We start from the raw sequence: 16268 nt of genomic DNA, 5'->3' as shown, positions 1-16268 counted from the left end.
TTGCTTTGTGTGCGTCAATGACGTACCTTTGAGGCATGTACACCATCGCCGAAACCGAAATATTCACCAAGGACGCCGACGCTCTCTGGGATGAGGACGAACGAGGCGAGTTTTATGAATGGCTGGCGATGAACCCTGAGGCGGGTCCTGTGATTCCTGGCTCTGGTGGTTGCCGCAAGGTGCGTTGGCAGCGGGAGAATAGTGGCAAGCGCGGTGGTGTGCGGGTGATTTACTATAACCGATTGATGAATGGGAAGATCTGGCTGCTGGTAATCTATGCCAAGTCCGTCCGGGGCAACATCCCGGCCCCTATTCTCAGGCAGATCAAGGAGGCGCTCGATGATGCGTGACGCCGATGTCATGACCGGTGAAGAACTGGGTAACAAGTTGCTGGAGTCAGTACGCCAGATGAAGCGTGGCGAAGCGGCTCGCGTGACTCAGGTAGAGGTGCCGAAAGCGGCTGAGGTACGCCATCGAATGGGGCTTTCGCAAAAGGAGTTCGCTGACTTGCTGGATGTAAGCCTTGGTACGCTGCGTGGCTGGGAGCAGGGTCGCCGCGAGCCCACTGGTACCGCACGTACTTTGCTTCGAGTGGCTGAAAAGCACCCTGAAGCACTGCGTGATCTGGCATAAAGCGCACTCTCCACCCTTGGTGAGAACACCCGCCAGTCTCACGGCCAGCGGTCTCGCCCGCCAGGCGCGGCATCTGAGGGGCATGCGAGCGGCGCGGGAGGTGTTCGAGCGGCGGGTGGCTTGATATCAAACAAACGGATACCTACCGAAAATGGGAGCGCAAGCTTCGTGATCAGCGTGCCGAGGCCCTGATTGCGGCCCGTGTTTTCCGGTTGGCTAACGGATTGCCAGGTGATGTGAAGCCCGTAGTGCAAGGCGTTAGCGAGCTACGCATACATCACGGTCCAGGGTATCGCGTTTACTTCAAGCAGCGCGGCGACGAGATCCTCATCCTCCTGTGTGGTGGCGATAAAAGCACCCAGCAAGGCGATATCGAAACCGCACAGCGTCTGGCAGCACAGTGGGAGGCATCATGAGCGACAAGATTTATGACTACGATCCGGCAGCGGCGCTGGAGAATGAGCAAGCCATTGCCGTGTTTCTCGCCGATGCGCTGGAAACCGGAGATTCCGCCTACATTGCTAGGGCAATGGGCGTGGTGGCTCGTGCCAAGGGCATGACAGAGTTATCCCGCGAAACTGGCCTTTCCCGCGAGCAGCTTTACCGCTCATTCAGCGAGCAAGGCAACCCGACGTTGAAAACGATGCTCGCGGTGATGCGTGTGTTGGGCGTGGACTTGACGGCACGCCCGCACGAAGAGTCTGCTGCGTGACGCCATGACATGACTCTTGATTGTCCACTTGGCGGGCCTGACGGCTCAGGGGATGAGGGAGCTGCGTGGGGAAGCCAGTAATCCTATTCGATGCCACCACGCAGCTGCCCAACGCCATTCCGTTCACCTCTGCGGAGTATCTCGAGGGGGTCGAGCGGCGGGAAGCGCAAGGTTCAGGCGGCGTGCGGGTAGGTGCTGGAATAGCGCCCTTTGCGCTTGCCCGCTTCATATCTCGGACACTGGCAGCCGCAGCTGAAGGCGGGCTGCCTTCAGCTGCGCAAGGGAGTGGCTTAGGCCATCAGGCGTTGACCACATCGGTCACCGCATCGGAGATACGCTCTTCGATCTCTTCGATGATGATGGGAGCGGTGCCGTCGCCTTTGGTGTAGTAGGTCGCCTCGATGTCGGCCTGGGTGCCGTCTCGGTAGGGGTAGACGTCCACTTTCAAGCGCACGTCGGCGCCGTCCACTTCAGTGAAGTAGACGTTACGGAAAGTGCGCTCGTCGCCATTGCTGCGGAAGCGACCATAGGCTTCCCGGTCCATCAGACGCCGGAAATTGGCATTGATCGCTTCGGCAGGGTAGGGGGATTCCGCTGTGATTTGCAGCGTGCCCTTGATGGTGGAGAGAAACGTTGCGACGTCTTGTGGGCTGAATTCAGGTACCGGGATGGGCAGGACCAGGCCGTCCTGGTGGGTGCGGCGCTCGGTTGGCGTCAGTGTCACCGTTTCACCTTCGATCTGGTAGGCAATCCGATACTCGTTGATCGAGCGAGAGAGGCGCATTCCTGCAGATGAGATGTTCTGTTCGTAGGCCGTGACCGTTAGCTGGTCGGCTTCAGAAGCGTTTTCGACCTTGATACCCAAGGCGCGGCGATTTGATTGGGAACCCTGAAGCCGTTCGATGGATTCGAGACCTAGCTGCTCGATATCCTCGATGGCATTGGGGAGTTGGTAAGTAACGGTTGGGGCATGATCCAGCGCTGCGAATTCGTTGCGCTCGGGGACTAGATTGGAGCCCATCATGGTGGCTGAACAGCCGCTGAGCAGTAGGCATGAAGCGCTGATGCCCGCCAGTTTGGTTCGCGAAAGCATGCGATGTCCTTATGAGATGCGTTTCCTGTTACGTTGGCTTCGATGACCGTGGGTCGTGCACCGTGCCCAAGGTCCATCACAGCCGGAAATGCTATCGGCAGGGCATGCCGTTTCTTGAGAACCAGTGGCAGTCTAATGGGGATAAGACAGAGGTTCCGGTCCGAGGGGGCAAGAGCGTGATAGGCGCTGGCACTCCTTGCGCGCACACCAAAACCGCCGCTCGGCATGACCCGTAAGCGGCGGTTTTTCATGATTTTGGTCGGAGCGACAGGATTCGAACCTGCGACCTTTGCAACCCCATTGCAACGCGCTACCAAGCTGCGCCACGCTCCGACGTATTCCGCTGACACCTCACTGAACCTTCGGTGGGCCGCGAGAACGAGGCGTATACTAGCGCCTTCGATGGCAAATGAAAAGCCCCGGTTGCGTATTGCCTTCAAGAGGTTGCGTTTTCGGCCATGGCGATGGTCCGACCTTGGGGCAATCCCGTCGTGAAGGGCGGTGTCGGCTGCATTATCATGGCCTTGGGTATGGGCGCAAAGCCCCACGAAGTCACACGGGACAGGATGCAGGCCATGTATCAGCAGGCAGAGGGCGGACCGCTCAAGGGAATGAATCCTCGGGTCACCATGGCGACCTTCGCCATCGTCGGTGTGGCGCTCGGGTACGGTACCCTCCAGACCGAAAGGGTGGCGCAAGGGCTTGCTGCGATGCGTGCCGTACTGAACCCTTTCCTCGAGTGGTACTACGTGTTGCTGGTGGCCTTTCTGCTGCTGTTCATGGTGTGGCTGGGCATGGGGCGCTACAAGAACGTGCGCTTGGGTGGCGATTTCGAGCAGCCGGAGTTCACCTTCTTTTCCTGGGTGGCGATGCTGTTCGCGGCGGGAACCGGCGTCGGCATCCTGTTCTGGGCGGTGGCGCAGCCGGTGCTGCAGTTTCAGTCGAACCCCTTCATCAGCGAGGGGATGGGCTCCGATGCGGCGCGGGTGGCAATGCGCCTGACCTACTTCCACTGGGGGTTGAACGGTTGGGCGATCTTCTCCTTCGTAGCTCTGGTGCTGGCCTATTTCTCCTATCGCTGGAATCTGCCATTGACCATTCGTTCGGCATTGAAGCCGCTGTTTGGCAAGCGTACCGATGGTCTTCTGGGTGATGCCGTGGATGTGCTGGCGGTGTTCGGCACCGTGTTCGGCATCGCCACCACGCTGGGGCTGGGGGTTCAGCAGATGAATGCAGGGCTGGAAGACGTGTTCGGCCTGCCGGCGTCGCTACCGCTGCAGCTGGTGGTGACCGGCGCGATCATGAGCGTTGCTACGTTATCGGTGGTGTCGGGGGTCAAGCGCGGCGTGCGCTTGCTGTCCGAGGCGAACTTCTGGCTGAGCATCGCTGTGGTGATCTTCATGCTGTTGTTCGGGCCGACTCAGTATCTCATTGCTATTACCATCGAGTCGGCCGGTGACTACATCCAGAATCTGCTGGGCATGAGCTTCCATACCAATGCCACTCGCGACGATGGCTGGCAGTCAGAGTGGACGGTGTTCTTCTGGGGCTGGTGGCTGGCCTGGTCGCCGTTCGTTGGCATGTTCATCGCCAGGGTCTCGCGGGGGCGGACCTTTCGCGAGTTCGTGATGGGCGTTCTATTGGTGCCTACCGTGATCACCGTGGTGTGGATCGGCCTTTTCGGCGGTACGGCGCTTTACCATGAGCTGTTCGGCGGTGGCGGCATCATCGCTGCCGTTGAGGCAGATGTGGCGACGGCGCTGTTCGTGACCATCGAGGCCATGGACCTGGGCATCGTCGGATCGCTCGTGTCGGTGGCGCTGGTGGTGCTGATCGGCACCTATCTGATTACCTCGGCCAATGCCGGTACCCTGGTGATCAATACTATCCTCGCTGGCGGCGATCCGGAACCGCCGACGGCTCACCGCCTGCTGTGGGGAGCGCTATTGGGGTTGCTGACGGCGGTATTGTTGACGGCTGGTGGCCTGGAAACCCTGCAGGCGGCGGTGATCATGGCAGCGCTACCGTTCTCGGCGGTGGTGATGCTGATGATTGCCGGTTTGCTCAAGGCGCTGCACCGTGAGCGCTACGCGGCGCGTACCGGCGAGCGCGCAGAGGCGCCGCGCGAGCCCTGGGTGGATCTGGAGGATGCCGGTGCATCACCCGTGCCGGTTTCCGAGGACGAGGTTCACAAGCCGCATTGACGAGTCGCCAGGAGGTTGTGCCGTGCCATTGATCATGGGGATGAGTGTGTTGCTGGCCTGCCAGTTCGCCAGCGAACTGCTGGCGCGCGGCTTGGCGCTGCCGATCCCGGGGCCGGTGTTGGGCATGGTCATCCTGCTGGTGGGACTGATCGTGCGCGGCAAGGTGCCGGCAAGTCTGCGGATGACCGGTGAAGGACTGCTGCGCTACTTGACCTTGCTGTTCGTTCCAGCGGGGGTCGGGCTGATGGTCCATGCCCGCTTGATCGGCATGGACCTGGTGCCCATCGGGGTGACCCTGATCGGCTCCACGGCACTGACGCTGGCGGTGACGGGGTGGGTGCTGCAGCGCTTGCAGCGTCGCCGGAGTGCGGGAGGCGAACCATGAATGTGGTGCCACTGGACCAGCTATGGGTCTACCTCTCCGGTCATCCACTGCTTTCGTTATTGGTCACGTTGCTTGCCTTCATCGTGGCGGTGCGCATCAACCGCGCCCTGGGCGGCACGCCGCTGGTGCACCCCGTCACGCTGGCCATCGCGCTGTTGATCGGCTTTCTGCTGCTGGCGGATATCGAGTACGCCACCTATTTCGAGGGGGCGCAGTTCATCCATTTCCTGCTGGGGCCGGCCACCGTGGCATTGGCGATTCCGCTGTACGATCATCGCGAGCGGATTCGGCGTCTACTGTGGCCGCTGTTGCTGGCCTGTGGTGTGGGCATCGTGACGGCCGTGGGCTCCACTCTGGGACTGGCCATGCTGATGGGCGCGCAGCCGGAAACCCTGCTGACGCTGGCGCCGCGATCGGTCACTTCGCCGATTGCCATGGGCATCGCCGAGCAGATTGGAGGAATTCCATCACTGGCAGCGGGGCTGGTACTGCTGACGGGCTCCATCGGCTGTGCACTGGGCCCAGGCCTCTTTCGGCTGCTGGGCATTCGTGACCCGGCCGTTCAGGGCTTCACGCTGGGGTTGGCCGCTCATGGCTTCGGCACGGCGCACGCCTTTGCTCGCATCGGTGCCGTGGCCGGTGCGTTTTCGGGGCTGGCCATGGGGGTGACGGGCTTGCTCACTGCTTTCCTGTTGCCGCTGATCGTGACGTTGTTCGGGCTATAGAGAGGCGTGCGGCGACGCAGCGAGACACTCGATACGTCGCCGAAGGGGGTCAGATCTCTTCCCAGATGCGACGACGGAATTCGTTGGGCATCTCGGCCACCGTTTTCATGCGCTCCATGTGGTGGTCGCCGATCTCGCTGGCGATGCTGCGGTAGCACTCGCCCATTCTCTCCGGGTCGCCGGCATGGGTGTCGTAGCATTCGGCCAGCCGGCGACTGGCATCGGCCATGGCCATGAGGAAACGGGTTTCCTGCTGCATCACCTCGGATACGCTCTGCATCCAGGCAAGCTGGATGCGGGCCACGGGATTGACACCCTGGGTCCACTGCTGGGCCCACCATTCCATCATCTGGCTGGACAGTTCCATGCCAGGTGCGTCGCTGGATTCGGGCTTGCGTTTGCTCATTTCGGACTCCTGGGCCTCCTCGTGCGATGAACGGGTGGCGGTTGAGGGTCGGTACTCACTTTGAGTATAGGACAGCCGGACAGACAGCTCCTGTCGTGCCCGCGGTGAAACGGTGCGGGTGCGACGAAAGGCGAGGGGGTGTCGTGGTTTGGGTTTCCCTGTGGCATGCTGTCGCAGTATGACCGTGAAGGGGGCAGTGGCCCATGTGGGATGTGATCAAGTCGGTGCTGGCCGCCTTTTTCGGCGTTCAGAAGGATAGCCAGCGGCGCGAGGATTTCGAGCAGGGGCGGCCGGGGCTTTTCATCGCCGTGGGATTGGTCATGGCGGCGCTGCTCGTTGGGCTGGTGGCACTGGTCGCCACGTTGGTCGCGCGTTGAGCCGCCGCATGCCGGGGCTCGATCGTTGATGAGCCCGTTGGTCAGCGTGCCGAGGGTTGACGGCCGGTCCGCATTCCCCTTCTATACTCGATAAAGCAGTGGCTAATGTTTCCCCACATTCGGGGAAGCCCCGTTCCCTGACACTCGGGGCCACTGACAACGACAATGACATGATCGGGAGGCGTCGATGCGCACTCTGCTCGTCTGGCTGGCAGGGGGAGGACTCTTTGCCGGCTCACTCCAGACGGCTCTGGCCAACGGCTGGAACATGCCGGTGGGTGTTACCGAACTCAGCGGTGACATCTATTCCCTACACATGATCATCTTCTGGATCTGCGTGGCGATCGGTGTGGTCGTGTTCGGGGTGATGTTCTATTCGCTCTTCCGCTACCGCCACTCCAAGGGGGCCAAGGCGGCCAACTTTCACGAGCATACGTTGGTCGAGGTGGTGTGGACGGCGATTCCACTGCTCATCCTCATTGGCATGGCGGTGCCCGCCACGGCGACCCTGAAGAAGATGTACGACGCCTCCGACGCCGATCTCGATGTCATGATCACCGGTCAGCAGTGGCGCTGGCGCTACGAATACCTCGGCGAAGACGTGGCCATGACCTCCAATCTGGCCACTCCCCGCACGCAGATCCGTGGTGAAGAGCCTATCGATGAGAGTGCCAACTACCTGCTGGAAGTCGACGAACCTCTGGTGCTTCCGGTCGGCCAGAAGGTGCGTTTCCTATTCACTTCCGACGACGTGATCCACTCCTGGTGGGTGCCTGAGCTGGCCATCAAGCAAGATACGATACCGGGCTTCATCAACGAGAATTGGGTGCGCATCGAAGAGCCCGGCATTTACCGCGGTCAGTGCGCCGAGTTGTGCGGCGTCGACCATGCCTTCATGCCCATCGTGGTGCACGCCATGGAAGAGGATGAGTTCGAGACATGGCTCGTCGACCGCCGCGAGGCGGCCGAGCAGGAAGCCATGGGCATCGACCGCGAGTGGGAAATGGACGAGCTGATGGAGCGCGGCGAACAGGTCTACGGATCGGTCTGCGCGTCTTGCCACCAGGATGACGGCGGAGGAAACGAGCCGGCCTTCCCGGCGCTGGCCGGCAACCAGGCGATGCTCGACGACCGCGACTGGCATATCGATACCGTGGTCAATGGGGTCTCCGGCGCTGCCATGCCGGCGTTCAGCGGTACGCTGAACCCCGTGGAGATCGCTGCCGTCATCACTTACGAACGCAACGCCTGGGGCAACGATAGTGGCGATACCGTGCAACCGTCGGAAATCGCCGAGCTAATGTCCGATTGAGCACGGGCCTCACGTTTCCCTAACGCGACAGAACAATCAGGAGTTTCCCGATGGCGCCCAAGGTACCTCCCCAGCCCACCCTGGAGCAGAGCACGACGGCAGCGGCCGGACACGGCCATGCCCATGAGGCTCCTCCCAAGGGCCTGATGCGTTGGCTGTTGACCACCAACCACAAGGAGATCGGCACGCTGTACCTGATCTTCTCGCTGACGATGTTTTTCATCGGCGGCATCTTCGCGATGGTGGTTCGCGCCGAGCTGTTCCAGCCGGGCCTGCAACTGGTGCAGCCCGAGTTCTTCAACCAGATGACCACCATGCACGGTCTGATCATGGTGTTCGCAGCCGTCATGCCGGCCTTCACTGGGCTGGCCAACTGGATGATTCCGCTGCAGATCGGCGCGCCGGACATGGCGCTGCCGCGGCTCAACAACTTCAGTTTCTGGCTGTTGCCGGTGGCCTTCGCGCTGCTGCTGTCGACGCTGTTCATGCCGGGCGGTGCCCCGAACTTCGGCTGGACCTTCTACGCGCCGCTTTCCACCACCTATGGGCCGCCGTCCACTACCTTCTTCATCCTGTCGCTGCATATCGCCGGCATTAGTTCGATCCTGGGGGCGATCAACATCATCGCCACCATCCTCAACATGCGCGCACCGGGCATGCGCATGATGGACATGCCGCTGTTCGTGTGGACCTGGCTGATCACCGCCTTCCTGCTCATCGCCGTCATGCCGGTGCTGGCGGGGGTGATCACCATGATGCTGATGGACATCAACTTCGGTACCAGCTTCTTCGATGCCGCTGGCGGCGGCGATCCGGTGCTCTTCCAGCATCTGTTCTGGTTCTTCGGGCACCCGGAGGTGTACATCATGATCCTGCCGGCATTCGGGATCGTGTCGGCGATCATTCCCACCTTCGCCCGCAAGCGCCTGTTCGGCTACGCCTCCATGGTGTATGCCACCGCGGCCATCGCCATTCTGTCCTTCCTGGTCTGGGCGCACCACATGTTCGTGGTGGGGCTGCCGTTGGTCGCCGAGCTGTTCTTCATGTACTGCACCATGCTGATCGCCGTGCCCACCGGGGTGAAGGTGTTCAACTGGATCACCACGCTGTTTCGCGGCTCGATCAGCTTCGAGCCGCCGATGCTCTTCGCCCTGGCCTTCGTGGTGCTGTTCACCATTGGCGGTTTCTCGGGGCTGATGCTGGCCATCGCGCCGGCGGATTTCCAGTATCACGACACCTACTTCGTGGTGGCGCACTTCCACTATGTGCTGGTGCCGGGGGCGGTGTTCGCCATCATGGCCGGCGTCTACTACTGGCTGCCCAAGTGGACCGGCCACTATCCCAACGAGCGGCTGGCGCAGTGGCATTTCTGGTTGTCGGTGATCGGGGTCAACCTGACCTTCTTCCCCATGCACTTCTCGGGGCTGGCCGGCATGCCGCGTCGCATTCCCGACTACGCGCTGCAGTTCGCCGACTTCAATCTGGTCGCGAGCCTAGGGGCCTTCATGTTCGGCGCGTCTCAACTGCTCTTCGTGGCCGTGGTGGTGCTGTGCGTGCGTGGCGGCCGTAAGGCGCCGGGACGGGCCTGGGAGCACGCCGAGGATCTCGAGTGGAGCGTGCCCAGTCCGGCGCCCTTGCACACCTTCGATACGCCACCCAAGTTCGAGCGTTCGTCGCATTGAAAGGGCGTGGAGGATGAGCCATGACGACTCCGCAATCATCTGACGATCCGCGCGAGGGCGTGCGCCGTACGGTGTGGCGTAGCGTGGCGGCATTGGCAGGCATGTTCGCCTTCGCCTTCGCTCTGGTGCCGCTTTACGACGTCTTTTGCGAGGTCACCGGCCTGAACGGCAAGACCAACAACACGGCCCAGGCGGTGATGCACGATGGTGTGGACGAGTCCCGCTTGGTCACCGTGCAGTTCATTACGCGAAGCGGTTCGGGGCTGAACTGGGGGTTGGACGTGGAGACACGCCAGATACGGGTGCACCCCGGTCAGCCCACCGAGGTGAGCTTCACCTTCGACAATCATGGTGACGGTGAAAGCTGGGGGCGAGCGGTACCCAGCGTGTCGCCCTCCAAGGCCTCACTGCATCTACGCAAGATCAGCTGCTTCTGCTTCCAGGAGCAGCGGCTAGGGGCCGGTGAGCGGCGGGAGATTCCGCTGGTGTTCCAGCTGTCGCGTGATCTTCCCGATGACGTCAACACCGTCACCCTGGTTTACACCCTCTACCCGGTGGAGGATCGCGACGCGCCGCAGCAGGCGAGTGCACAGAGCCTGGAAGGAGAACAATCATGAGTGGCAGTTACTACGTACCCGCGTCCAGCAAGTGGCCGGCGCTTGGGTCATTGGCGGTGGGCGTGATGATGGTAGGCGCCGGCATGCTACTGGTGCACGGTTCGGGCAGTCCCATCATGGCCATCGGTCTGGCCGGCGTGCTGGCCGTCATGGCGCTATGGTTTCGCGACGTGGTGCGCGAGTCCCGCCAAGGGCTCTACGACGCCCAGATGGATCGCTCGTTCCGCTGGGGCATGGGTTGGTTCATCTTCTCTGAAGTGATGTTCTTCGCGGCTTTCTTCGGCGCGCTGTTCTACGTGCGTACCTTTGCCGTGCCGTGGCTGGGCGGCGAGGGTGAGAAGGGCGTGGCGGCATTGCTATGGCCGGAGTTCACCGCACATTGGCCGTTGCTGAATCCGCCGGGCGACGTTGCCGGCCCGCGTGAGGTACTCAGCCCCTGGCAGCTACCGCTGGTCAATACCCTGATACTGGTTTCTTCCAGCATCACCCTCACCGTGGCGCACGAAGCGCTCAAGGAGGGCTATCGCGCGACCTGCCGCAACTGGCTCGCGGGTACGGTGCTGCTGGGGCTGTGCTTCATCGTCATTCAGGGGGTCGAGTACTACGAGGCCTATGCCCACTACGGCATCACCCTGGAGGCGGGTATCTATGGTGCGACCTTCTTCATTCTCACCGGCTTCCACGGCCTGCACGTCATCATCGGTACGGTGATTCTGGCGACGATGCTGGCGCGCATCCATCGCCAGCACTTTTCGCCCGATCACCATTTCGGCTTCGAGGCGTCCGCCTGGTACTGGCACTTCGTGGATGTGGTGTGGATCGGCTTGTTTCTGTTCGTCTACGTTTTCTAACCCAGGTCGCCGAGCAGAAAGCCATACAGCAGCAGGGCCAGCAGGACGAGGGTCAGGACGATTCTCACCTTGAGCGATACCAGCAGCCGCCGGGAACGCGTGTCGTCGGTCAGCAGAAAGCCGGCACCGGCGGCGATGCTGGCGACGATGGCAATGAAGGCAGCGGCAATCAGGGTTTTCAACAGCATGTCATTCTCCATGCGCGGGTCGAGGGAGGGGGAGGCGTTGGTTATCCGTCACGGCGGTGTCTACCGGTGGCTATGGTACGGGTTCTGGTTGCTGGTGGTCGTGCTCGGGCTTCTGCTGGGACTATGGCAGTGGGAGCGTGCCGCCGACAAGCGTGCCTACCTCGAGCGCCTGGATTCGGCGCCGCATCTGGAATCGCCTGCGTCGACGCCGCCCGAGGGCGCTCGAGTCACCCTGAAAGGCGAGTATCTGGCCGACCATACTTTGTTCCTCGACAACCGGACTCGAGACGGGCAGCTGGGCGTTGCCGTGCTCACCCCGTTGCGCGACGGCGCCGGTCGCCTGTGGCTGGTGCAGCGTGGCTTCCTGGCCACCGGACCGAGTCGTGAAACGCCGGAGGCGGAGACGCCGTCGGGGCGTGTCAGCGTCGAAGGGCGTTGGCAATCGGCGGGAGAGTCGGCGCCGGTGTATGGCCCCAACCGGGAAGGGCGGCGCGTGCAGCGCATCGACCTGAACGCGTGGCCCGACCTGGAGAGTTTCGCCTACGAGGGATGGCTGCACGTGACTCGGGGGGATGGCGCCTACCCCGAGTGGTGGCAGCCCAGCGTGATGCCCCCCAGCCGCCACCTCGGCTATGCCGTGCAGTGGTGGGGGCTGGCTTTGGCGGCCCTGGTAGTGATGGTCGTGGGCGGCCGGCGCAGACGCCGCGGTCGCCGGCGCGATCCGGAGGTGATGGGGCGCGGTTCAGAGAAGGAGGGAGAGAGCGCATGGCACAGTCGTTGAATCCGCGCCGTCAGCGCTTCAAGTTGCTGGCGTTGATTGCCATCTTCGCAGCACCGATGGTGGTGGCGTGGGGGATGGTGGAGTGGCGCGTGGGCATTCCCGAAGAGCGCACCGCTCACGGGGAGCTGGATCCCGACATTCCTGCGCTTGCGCAGTGGCCGCTGACCGAGAGAGCGAGCCATGACGACGACGATTGGCTGTTGGCCTACGACTGCTCCGATGACTGCGAGCGCTTGGCCGATCAGTGGTGGCGTCTGCATCGGGCGCTGGGCCGCGAAGCGCCGCGGGTGAGCCGTCTGCGAGTCGGCGGTGAGGGCGAGCCGTTGCCGGGCGAGAGTGCCGTGCAGTGGGCGTCGGTGCCCCAGTGGCAGACACCGGGCCGGCTGTGGGTTCTCGACCCGCAAGGTCGTGCGGTGTTGGGCTATTCGGCACAGGTGGATCCCAGCGACGTGCTCGACGATGTCGAGCGCCTGCTGAGCATGAACCCCGAGCCGTAGTGGCGCGCGTTGTGAGGAGATGACGTTGACAAGGAGCGAGGCACGGTGAGCGACTCGTTAACCCAGGGATTGCCGAAAGGGCGGACGGCATCGCCCGATGCCGTGCGTTTGCGCTGGCTCAAGGTGCTGAGCCTTGCGGGCGTGGCTTTTACGGCCGTAGTGGTTCTGGTGGGCGCCTGGACGCGCTTGGTGGATGCGGGGCTGGGCTGTCCCGATTGGCCGGGCTGCTACGGTGCGTTGGTGGTGCCGGATGCGGAACGAGCGCTGCTGCATTCCCCCCATGCCCCGCTCGAGTCCTTCAAGGCCTGGGTCGAGATGGTGCATCGCTATATCGCATCGCTGCTGGGGCTGATGGTAATTGCATTGCTGGCTCTCGGCATCGGGCTGCGCCGCCGCCCCGGCTATCCCTGGCGGGTCAACTTGGCGCTGCTGGTCGCCATCCTCGTGCAGGGGGCGTTCGGAGCTTTCACCGTGACGCTCCAGTTATGGCCGCAGGTGGTCACCCTGCACTTGCTGGGCGGGCTGACGGTGCTCACGCTCTTCCTGTGGCTGCATCTTCGCCTGCGTCGGTTCGCTCGACGTCCCGACGTCGTCCCCGTGCCGCGCCGCCTGACGCCGCTGTGGGGCGCAGCGATTGCTTTGCTGGTCCTGCAACTGGCGTTGGGCGGCTGGGTATCCAGCAACTACGCGGGCATCGCCTGTCAGGGCTTTCCCACCTGCAACGGCCAGTGGTGGCCGAGCATGGATTGGAGCGAAGGGTTCCATCTCACCCAGACCGTGGGGCCCAACTACCTGCATGGCCAGTTGCATGCCGAGGCCCGGGTGGCCATTCATCACGGGCACCGGCTCGGGGCCATGCTGCTGGGCGGGGTGATCGTGCTGCTGGCCGTTCGCCACTGGCGCATGGTTGCCATGCGGCCTTGGCTGGGTGGGTTGCTGGCAGTCTATGGGGGCCAATTGGGCCTGGGCGTGGCCAATGTGCTGCTGTGGCTGCCGCTGTGGCTGGCGCTGCTGCACACGGCCGGTGCCGTGGCGCTGGTGATCGGTCTGGTGCTGGCCGTGTGGCGATGGCGCTTTTCCGAGGCGCACCACGTGATGAACGAACAATGAACGGGCAAGGAGTGGACGCATGGCTAATGCGGCAATCAAGCGCCAAAGCATCCGGGGCATCTTGAAGGGCCCGCTCGTCGCCATGGACCAGACGAACTGGTCGTGGCGCGACCTGGTCACTTTGTGCAAGCCCCGCGTGGTGGTGGTGATGCTGGTCTGCGCCCTGGTGGGCATGGCGCTGGCATCGCCTACGCTGCCCTCGCCACAGGCAGTGGCGTTCGGGCTCGTGGGGATCGCTCTGTCGGCCGGTGGTGCGGCGGCATTCAATCACGTGGTCGACCGTCGCCTGGATGCCATGATGCTGCGTACCTCGCGGCGCCCCTTGGCTACCCAACGTATGCCCACGCCGGTGGCGCTGGCTTGGGCAACGCTGCTGTCGGTGGCAGGGATCGGGTTATTGCTGTGGCAGGTGAACGCGCTGACGGCCTGGCTCACTCTAGGTTCACTGCTTGGCTATGCGCTGATCTACACGACCTTTCTCAAGCGGGCCACGCCACAGAACATCGTCATTGGCGGGCTGGCTGGCGCGGCGCCTCCGCTGCTCGGGTGGACGGCGGTGTCCGGTCAGCTGGGGCCGGAACCGCTGCTGCTGGTGTTGATCGTCTTCGCCTGGACGCCGCCCCATTTCTGGGCGTTGGCGATTCACAAGCGCGATGAGTACGCCAGGGCGGGCGTGCCCATGCTGCCGGTCACCCATGGCGAAGCGTTCACCCGGCTGCAGGTGTGGCTGTATGGCTGGCTGACCGTGGCAGTGACGCTGTTGCCGTTCGTCATCGGCATGAGCGGCGCGCTCTACCTGCTGGGCGTGATGGCGCTCAACGCCCGCTTCATGGTCTGGAACTGGCGGGTGTGGCGGGGGGAGGATCCCCGTGCGCCGCTGGCGGCATTCTGGTTTTCGATCCGTTACATCCTTGGCGTTTTCGGCGTGCTGTTGCTGGATCACTATGCGACCGGGTGGGCCTGGGGGTAGCGTTTTCCCAGGGTCTGATGTGGCGGCGTGATGCGATACAATGCGTCGCCCACATTCTTACTGCGTGGATATCCCATGACGACCACCACTGCCCTGATCCTGCTGGCGCTGGGGCTGGCGATCATCGCCGGGCTCGGCGCCTATGCCGTAACGCTATGGCGTGAGGTTCGCCGCCGCCGGGCCTTTCATCGAGATGAGCAGCGACAGGCACACCAGAATTGCCTGGAAAACCTGGAAATGGTCGCTTCGGCTCTGCTTCAGGAACAGGTCGACATCACCGAAGGTGCCTGGCGCTGCAAGGTACTGCTGGAAATACTCGACCCTCGATTGATCGAGCGGGACGATTTCCGGGTGTTCGGCGAGCTCTATGCCCGCACCAGCCACCTCCACACTCACTCGGCACGCCAGGCGCTGGCTCCGCGCGACCGGATGCGAGAAGACAAGGAGCGCCTGGCGGTGGAGAATGAGCTGCGCGAACCGGTGCTGGAGGCTGCCCAGGCCGTGCTGGTCTTTCGCCGCGATTGGCCGGCGAGCCTGCACTGACGACAGATGCGTGTTGCACAAGTGTAAACTGCCCGAAATATCGTTTGCATCGCTGCCGAGGCTGCGGCAGTCTCTCGCCCATGCCCTGCCTGCAGGCGCATGGATCGTGAGCGGCCTGGATGAGCGACTCTTCGCCAGCGGCTTGAGTCACCCGTTTTAACCTCTACACTGGTAATTGTCTGGTGACGAAAGATCTAGACTGGTAAGCGCCGGGTCACGTATTTCCCCTGTACGTCCGTTGCTCACGACGAGCGTTACGGATAGACGATGAGAAGGAGTCTTGAATGAAGACATCAACGACAGGATTGCTGCTGGGGTCTGCACTGGTTGTCGGCCTTTCGGGCTGTGCCACCACGATCGACGGCGGGGCCTCAAGCGCTTCCAGCGATACCTCCAGCAAGCGCGCCTGGTACCAGCAGCCGGTCGTTTGCGGCATTGCCGCCGGTTTGGTGGGTGGCGGTATCGGCCATGCCACCAGCGGCGAGTCCGACGAAGAAGCGGGCACGGCCATCGGCTTTACCACGGCTGCCGCCATTGGCGGACTCCTCTGCGCGGATCGTACCCCGGAGCCGGAACCCGAACCGGAACCCATGCCTGAGCCGGCACCGGAACCCGAACCGGAACCCGAGTTCGAGACGGTCACGCTCTCCAGTGACGTCAACTTCGCTTTCGATTCGGCCGAGTTGCGCCCCGCTGCGGAGGTCACGCTGGATGAGGTGGCGGAGACGCTGTACGAGAACACCGAGATCAACGTCAACATCGCCGGCCATACCGACTCCATCGGTAGCGCCGAGTACAACCGCGATCTCTCGCAGCGTCGCGCGGACTCCGTCAAGGACTACCTGGTTTCCCAGGGCATCGACGCCAGCCGCATGCGTACCATGGGCTACGGGGAAGAGCGTCCGGTTGCCACCAATGAGACCGACGCGGGTCGCGCCCAGAACCGTCGGGTCGAGATCAGCAACTAACACCCAGGCACGTTCAGGCGTGCCAAGGTGATGCCAAGACGGACCAATGGCCCGTCAATCGGGGGTGCCTTCGGGCACCCCCGATGTCTGTTTGGCCGTGGCACGGCAGTATGGGGCTCTGCTAAGATACGCGCTTGGCGCGGCGCGCGGCGGGGCGGTGGAAACCGACCCTCTTTTGCCCAAAGTAGTGGGTGGGCCGTGTGCCTTGGCGCCG

General features: G+C 62.9%; 21 protein-coding genes and 1 tRNA gene. 18 read left to right on the top strand and 4 right to left on the bottom strand.

Going from position 1 to position 16268, the window contains the following annotated elements; all coding sequences use genetic code 11:
- Positions 1 to 35 precede the first annotated feature (35 nt).
- From GFD32_RS07370 to GFD32_RS07355, 4 genes are all read left to right on the top strand, one after another.
- A complete protein-coding gene (locus GFD32_RS07370) occupies positions 36 to 350 on the top strand; it encodes a transcriptional regulator (protein WP_163575901.1) in 315 nt (104 codons plus the stop codon).
- Complete coding sequence (locus tag GFD32_RS07365) at positions 340 to 633, top strand: helix-turn-helix domain-containing protein (RefSeq protein WP_240455567.1); 294 nt, start codon at positions 340 to 342, stop codon at positions 631 to 633. Before GFD32_RS07370 ends, GFD32_RS07365 begins: the two co-directional genes overlap by 11 nt.
- A gap of 125 nt (positions 634 to 758) precedes the next feature.
- Positions 759 to 1049 carry a type II toxin-antitoxin system RelE/ParE family toxin gene (locus tag GFD32_RS07360; RefSeq protein WP_163576074.1) on the top strand — a complete coding sequence of 97 codons (291 nt, stop codon included), beginning with the start codon at positions 759 to 761 and terminating at the stop codon, positions 1047 to 1049.
- Positions 1046 to 1345 (top strand): addiction module antidote protein, encoded by a 300-nt coding sequence (locus GFD32_RS07355; RefSeq protein ID WP_163575900.1) that lies wholly within the window; start codon positions 1046 to 1048, stop codon positions 1343 to 1345. The genes GFD32_RS07360 and GFD32_RS07355 overlap by 4 nt, the downstream gene beginning before the upstream one ends.
- Positions 1346 to 1643: 298 nt before the next feature.
- On the opposite strand, the gene GFD32_RS07350 is transcribed toward GFD32_RS07355, so the two are convergent.
- Together GFD32_RS07350 and GFD32_RS07345 are read right to left on the bottom strand one after the other, a co-directional pair.
- Positions 1644 to 2438 (bottom strand): hypothetical protein, encoded by a 795-nt coding sequence (locus tag GFD32_RS07350; protein ID WP_163575899.1) that lies wholly within the window; start codon positions 2436 to 2438, stop codon positions 1644 to 1646.
- A 256-nt stretch (positions 2439 to 2694) separates the two neighbouring features.
- Positions 2695 to 2771, bottom strand: a tRNA-Pro gene (locus tag GFD32_RS07345).
- 242 nt (positions 2772 to 3013) lie between these two features.
- On the opposite strand from GFD32_RS07345, the gene GFD32_RS07340 reads away from it, so the two are divergent.
- From GFD32_RS07340 to GFD32_RS07330, 3 genes are read left to right on the top strand one after another with little or no spacing between them, the layout of a single operon-like run.
- The gene (locus GFD32_RS07340; protein ID WP_163575898.1) at positions 3014 to 4642 is read left to right on the top strand and encodes a BCCT family transporter; all 1629 of its coding nucleotides are present in this window, start codon (positions 3014 to 3016) and stop codon (positions 4640 to 4642) included.
- A 22-nt stretch (positions 4643 to 4664) separates the two neighbouring features.
- A complete protein-coding gene (locus GFD32_RS07335; RefSeq protein ID WP_163575897.1) occupies positions 4665 to 5027 on the top strand; it encodes a CidA/LrgA family protein in 363 nt (120 codons plus the stop codon).
- Positions 5024 to 5752 (top strand): LrgB family protein, encoded by a 729-nt coding sequence (locus GFD32_RS07330; RefSeq protein WP_163575896.1) that lies wholly within the window; start codon positions 5024 to 5026, stop codon positions 5750 to 5752. Before GFD32_RS07335 ends, GFD32_RS07330 begins: the two co-directional genes overlap by 4 nt.
- A gap of 49 nt (positions 5753 to 5801) precedes the next feature.
- On the opposite strand, the gene GFD32_RS07325 is transcribed toward GFD32_RS07330, so the two are convergent.
- Positions 5802 to 6158, bottom strand: coding sequence for a hypothetical protein (locus tag GFD32_RS07325; protein WP_163575895.1), 357 nt, complete (start codon positions 6156 to 6158; stop codon positions 5802 to 5804).
- 203 nt (positions 6159 to 6361) lie between these two features.
- On the opposite strand from GFD32_RS07325, the gene GFD32_RS07320 reads away from it, so the two are divergent.
- The 5 genes from GFD32_RS07320 (at position 6362) to GFD32_RS07300 (ending at position 10997) form a co-directional block, all read left to right on the top strand.
- Complete coding sequence (locus GFD32_RS07320) at positions 6362 to 6535, top strand: DUF2970 domain-containing protein (protein ID WP_163575894.1); 174 nt, start codon at positions 6362 to 6364, stop codon at positions 6533 to 6535.
- A gap of 187 nt (positions 6536 to 6722) precedes the next feature.
- Entirely contained in the window at positions 6723 to 7847 is a 1125-nt protein-coding gene (gene coxB / locus GFD32_RS07315; protein WP_163575893.1) for a cytochrome c oxidase subunit II, read from the top strand.
- Between the two features lie 50 nt (positions 7848 to 7897).
- The gene (gene ctaD / locus GFD32_RS07310; protein ID WP_163575892.1) at positions 7898 to 9529 is read left to right on the top strand and encodes a cytochrome c oxidase subunit I; all 1632 of its coding nucleotides are present in this window, start codon (positions 7898 to 7900) and stop codon (positions 9527 to 9529) included.
- 20 nt (positions 9530 to 9549) lie between these two features.
- Complete coding sequence (locus GFD32_RS07305; RefSeq protein WP_163575891.1) at positions 9550 to 10146, top strand: cytochrome c oxidase assembly protein; 597 nt, start codon at positions 9550 to 9552, stop codon at positions 10144 to 10146.
- The gene (locus GFD32_RS07300; protein WP_163576073.1) at positions 10140 to 10997 is read left to right on the top strand and encodes a cytochrome c oxidase subunit 3; all 858 of its coding nucleotides are present in this window, start codon (positions 10140 to 10142) and stop codon (positions 10995 to 10997) included. The genes GFD32_RS07305 and GFD32_RS07300 overlap by 7 nt, the downstream gene beginning before the upstream one ends.
- On the opposite strand, the gene GFD32_RS07295 is transcribed toward GFD32_RS07300, so the two are convergent.
- The gene (locus GFD32_RS07295) at positions 10994 to 11185 is read right to left on the bottom strand and encodes a DUF2909 family protein (protein WP_163575890.1); all 192 of its coding nucleotides are present in this window, start codon (positions 11183 to 11185) and stop codon (positions 10994 to 10996) included. The two genes, GFD32_RS07300 and GFD32_RS07295, sit on opposite strands and share 4 nt — an antisense overlap.
- Between GFD32_RS07295 and GFD32_RS07290 the strand changes: the two genes are divergently transcribed.
- The 6 genes from GFD32_RS07290 to GFD32_RS07265 all read left to right on the top strand — a co-directional run bounded on the left by GFD32_RS07290 (position 11184) and on the right by GFD32_RS07265 (position 16054).
- Positions 11184 to 11966: an SURF1 family protein gene (locus GFD32_RS07290; protein ID WP_240455566.1), complete on the top strand. Its 783-nt coding sequence runs from the start codon at positions 11184 to 11186 to the stop codon at positions 11964 to 11966. The two genes, GFD32_RS07295 and GFD32_RS07290, sit on opposite strands and share 2 nt — an antisense overlap.
- Positions 11951 to 12463 carry a hypothetical protein gene (locus tag GFD32_RS07285; RefSeq protein ID WP_163575889.1) on the top strand — a complete coding sequence of 171 codons (513 nt, stop codon included), beginning with the start codon at positions 11951 to 11953 and terminating at the stop codon, positions 12461 to 12463. Before GFD32_RS07290 ends, GFD32_RS07285 begins: the two co-directional genes overlap by 16 nt.
- Before the next feature lie 45 nt (positions 12464 to 12508).
- A complete protein-coding gene (locus tag GFD32_RS07280) occupies positions 12509 to 13573 on the top strand; it encodes a COX15/CtaA family protein (RefSeq protein ID WP_240455565.1) in 1065 nt (354 codons plus the stop codon).
- An 82-nt stretch (positions 13574 to 13655) separates the two neighbouring features.
- On the top strand, positions 13656 to 14543 hold the full coding sequence (gene cyoE / locus GFD32_RS07275) for a heme o synthase (RefSeq protein WP_240455581.1): 888 nt from the start codon (positions 13656 to 13658) through the stop codon (positions 14541 to 14543).
- Between the two features lie 75 nt (positions 14544 to 14618).
- Complete coding sequence (locus GFD32_RS07270; RefSeq protein WP_163575887.1) at positions 14619 to 15086, top strand: DUF2489 domain-containing protein; 468 nt, start codon at positions 14619 to 14621, stop codon at positions 15084 to 15086.
- Positions 15087 to 15370: 284 nt separating this feature from the next.
- A complete protein-coding gene (locus GFD32_RS07265; RefSeq protein WP_163575886.1) occupies positions 15371 to 16054 on the top strand; it encodes an OmpA family protein in 684 nt (227 codons plus the stop codon).
- Positions 16055 to 16268: the final 214 nt, after the last annotated feature.

Source organism: Halomonas faecis (assembly GCF_010993975.1).
Lineage (GTDB): Bacteria > Pseudomonadota > Gammaproteobacteria > Pseudomonadales > Halomonadaceae > Halomonas > Halomonas faecis.
The sequence above is the reverse complement of the archived record's forward strand: the minus strand, read 5'-3'. Positions and strand labels throughout refer to the sequence as shown.

What these genes read in the sequence shown, in the direction of transcription:
- GFD32_RS07370 (WP_163575901.1), top strand. Translation starts at nt 36, where the DNA reads ATGTACACCATCGCCGAAACCGAAATATTCACCAAGGACGCCGACGCT.
- GFD32_RS07365 (WP_240455567.1), top strand. Translation starts at nt 340, where the DNA reads ATGATGCGTGACGCCGATGTCATGACCGGTGAAGAACTGGGTAACAAG.
- GFD32_RS07355 (WP_163575900.1), top strand. Translation starts at nt 1,046, where the DNA reads ATGAGCGACAAGATTTATGACTACGATCCGGCAGCGGCGCTGGAGAAT.
- GFD32_RS07350 (WP_163575899.1), bottom strand. Translation starts at nt 2,438, where the DNA reads ATGCTTTCGCGAACCAAACTGGCGGGCATCAGCGCTTCATGCCTACTG.
- GFD32_RS07340 (WP_163575898.1), top strand. Translation starts at nt 3,014, where the DNA reads ATGTATCAGCAGGCAGAGGGCGGACCGCTCAAGGGAATGAATCCTCGG.
- GFD32_RS07330 (WP_163575896.1), top strand. Translation starts at nt 5,024, where the DNA reads ATGAATGTGGTGCCACTGGACCAGCTATGGGTCTACCTCTCCGGTCAT.
- GFD32_RS07325 (WP_163575895.1), bottom strand. Translation starts at nt 6,158, where the DNA reads ATGAGCAAACGCAAGCCCGAATCCAGCGACGCACCTGGCATGGAACTG.
- GFD32_RS07320 (WP_163575894.1), top strand. Translation starts at nt 6,362, where the DNA reads ATGTGGGATGTGATCAAGTCGGTGCTGGCCGCCTTTTTCGGCGTTCAG.
- coxB (WP_163575893.1), top strand. Translation starts at nt 6,723, where the DNA reads ATGCGCACTCTGCTCGTCTGGCTGGCAGGGGGAGGACTCTTTGCCGGC.
- ctaD (WP_163575892.1), top strand. Translation starts at nt 7,898, where the DNA reads ATGGCGCCCAAGGTACCTCCCCAGCCCACCCTGGAGCAGAGCACGACG.
- GFD32_RS07305 (WP_163575891.1), top strand. Translation starts at nt 9,550, where the DNA reads ATGACGACTCCGCAATCATCTGACGATCCGCGCGAGGGCGTGCGCCGT.
- GFD32_RS07290 (WP_240455566.1), top strand. Translation starts at nt 11,184, where the DNA reads ATGTCATTCTCCATGCGCGGGTCGAGGGAGGGGGAGGCGTTGGTTATC.
- GFD32_RS07295 (WP_163575890.1), bottom strand. Translation starts at nt 11,185, where the DNA reads ATGCTGTTGAAAACCCTGATTGCCGCTGCCTTCATTGCCATCGTCGCC.
- GFD32_RS07285 (WP_163575889.1), top strand. Translation starts at nt 11,951, where the DNA reads ATGGCACAGTCGTTGAATCCGCGCCGTCAGCGCTTCAAGTTGCTGGCG.
- cyoE (WP_240455581.1), top strand. Translation starts at nt 13,656, where the DNA reads ATGGACCAGACGAACTGGTCGTGGCGCGACCTGGTCACTTTGTGCAAG.
- GFD32_RS07270 (WP_163575887.1), top strand. Translation starts at nt 14,619, where the DNA reads ATGACGACCACCACTGCCCTGATCCTGCTGGCGCTGGGGCTGGCGATC.
- GFD32_RS07265 (WP_163575886.1), top strand. Translation starts at nt 15,371, where the DNA reads ATGAAGACATCAACGACAGGATTGCTGCTGGGGTCTGCACTGGTTGTC.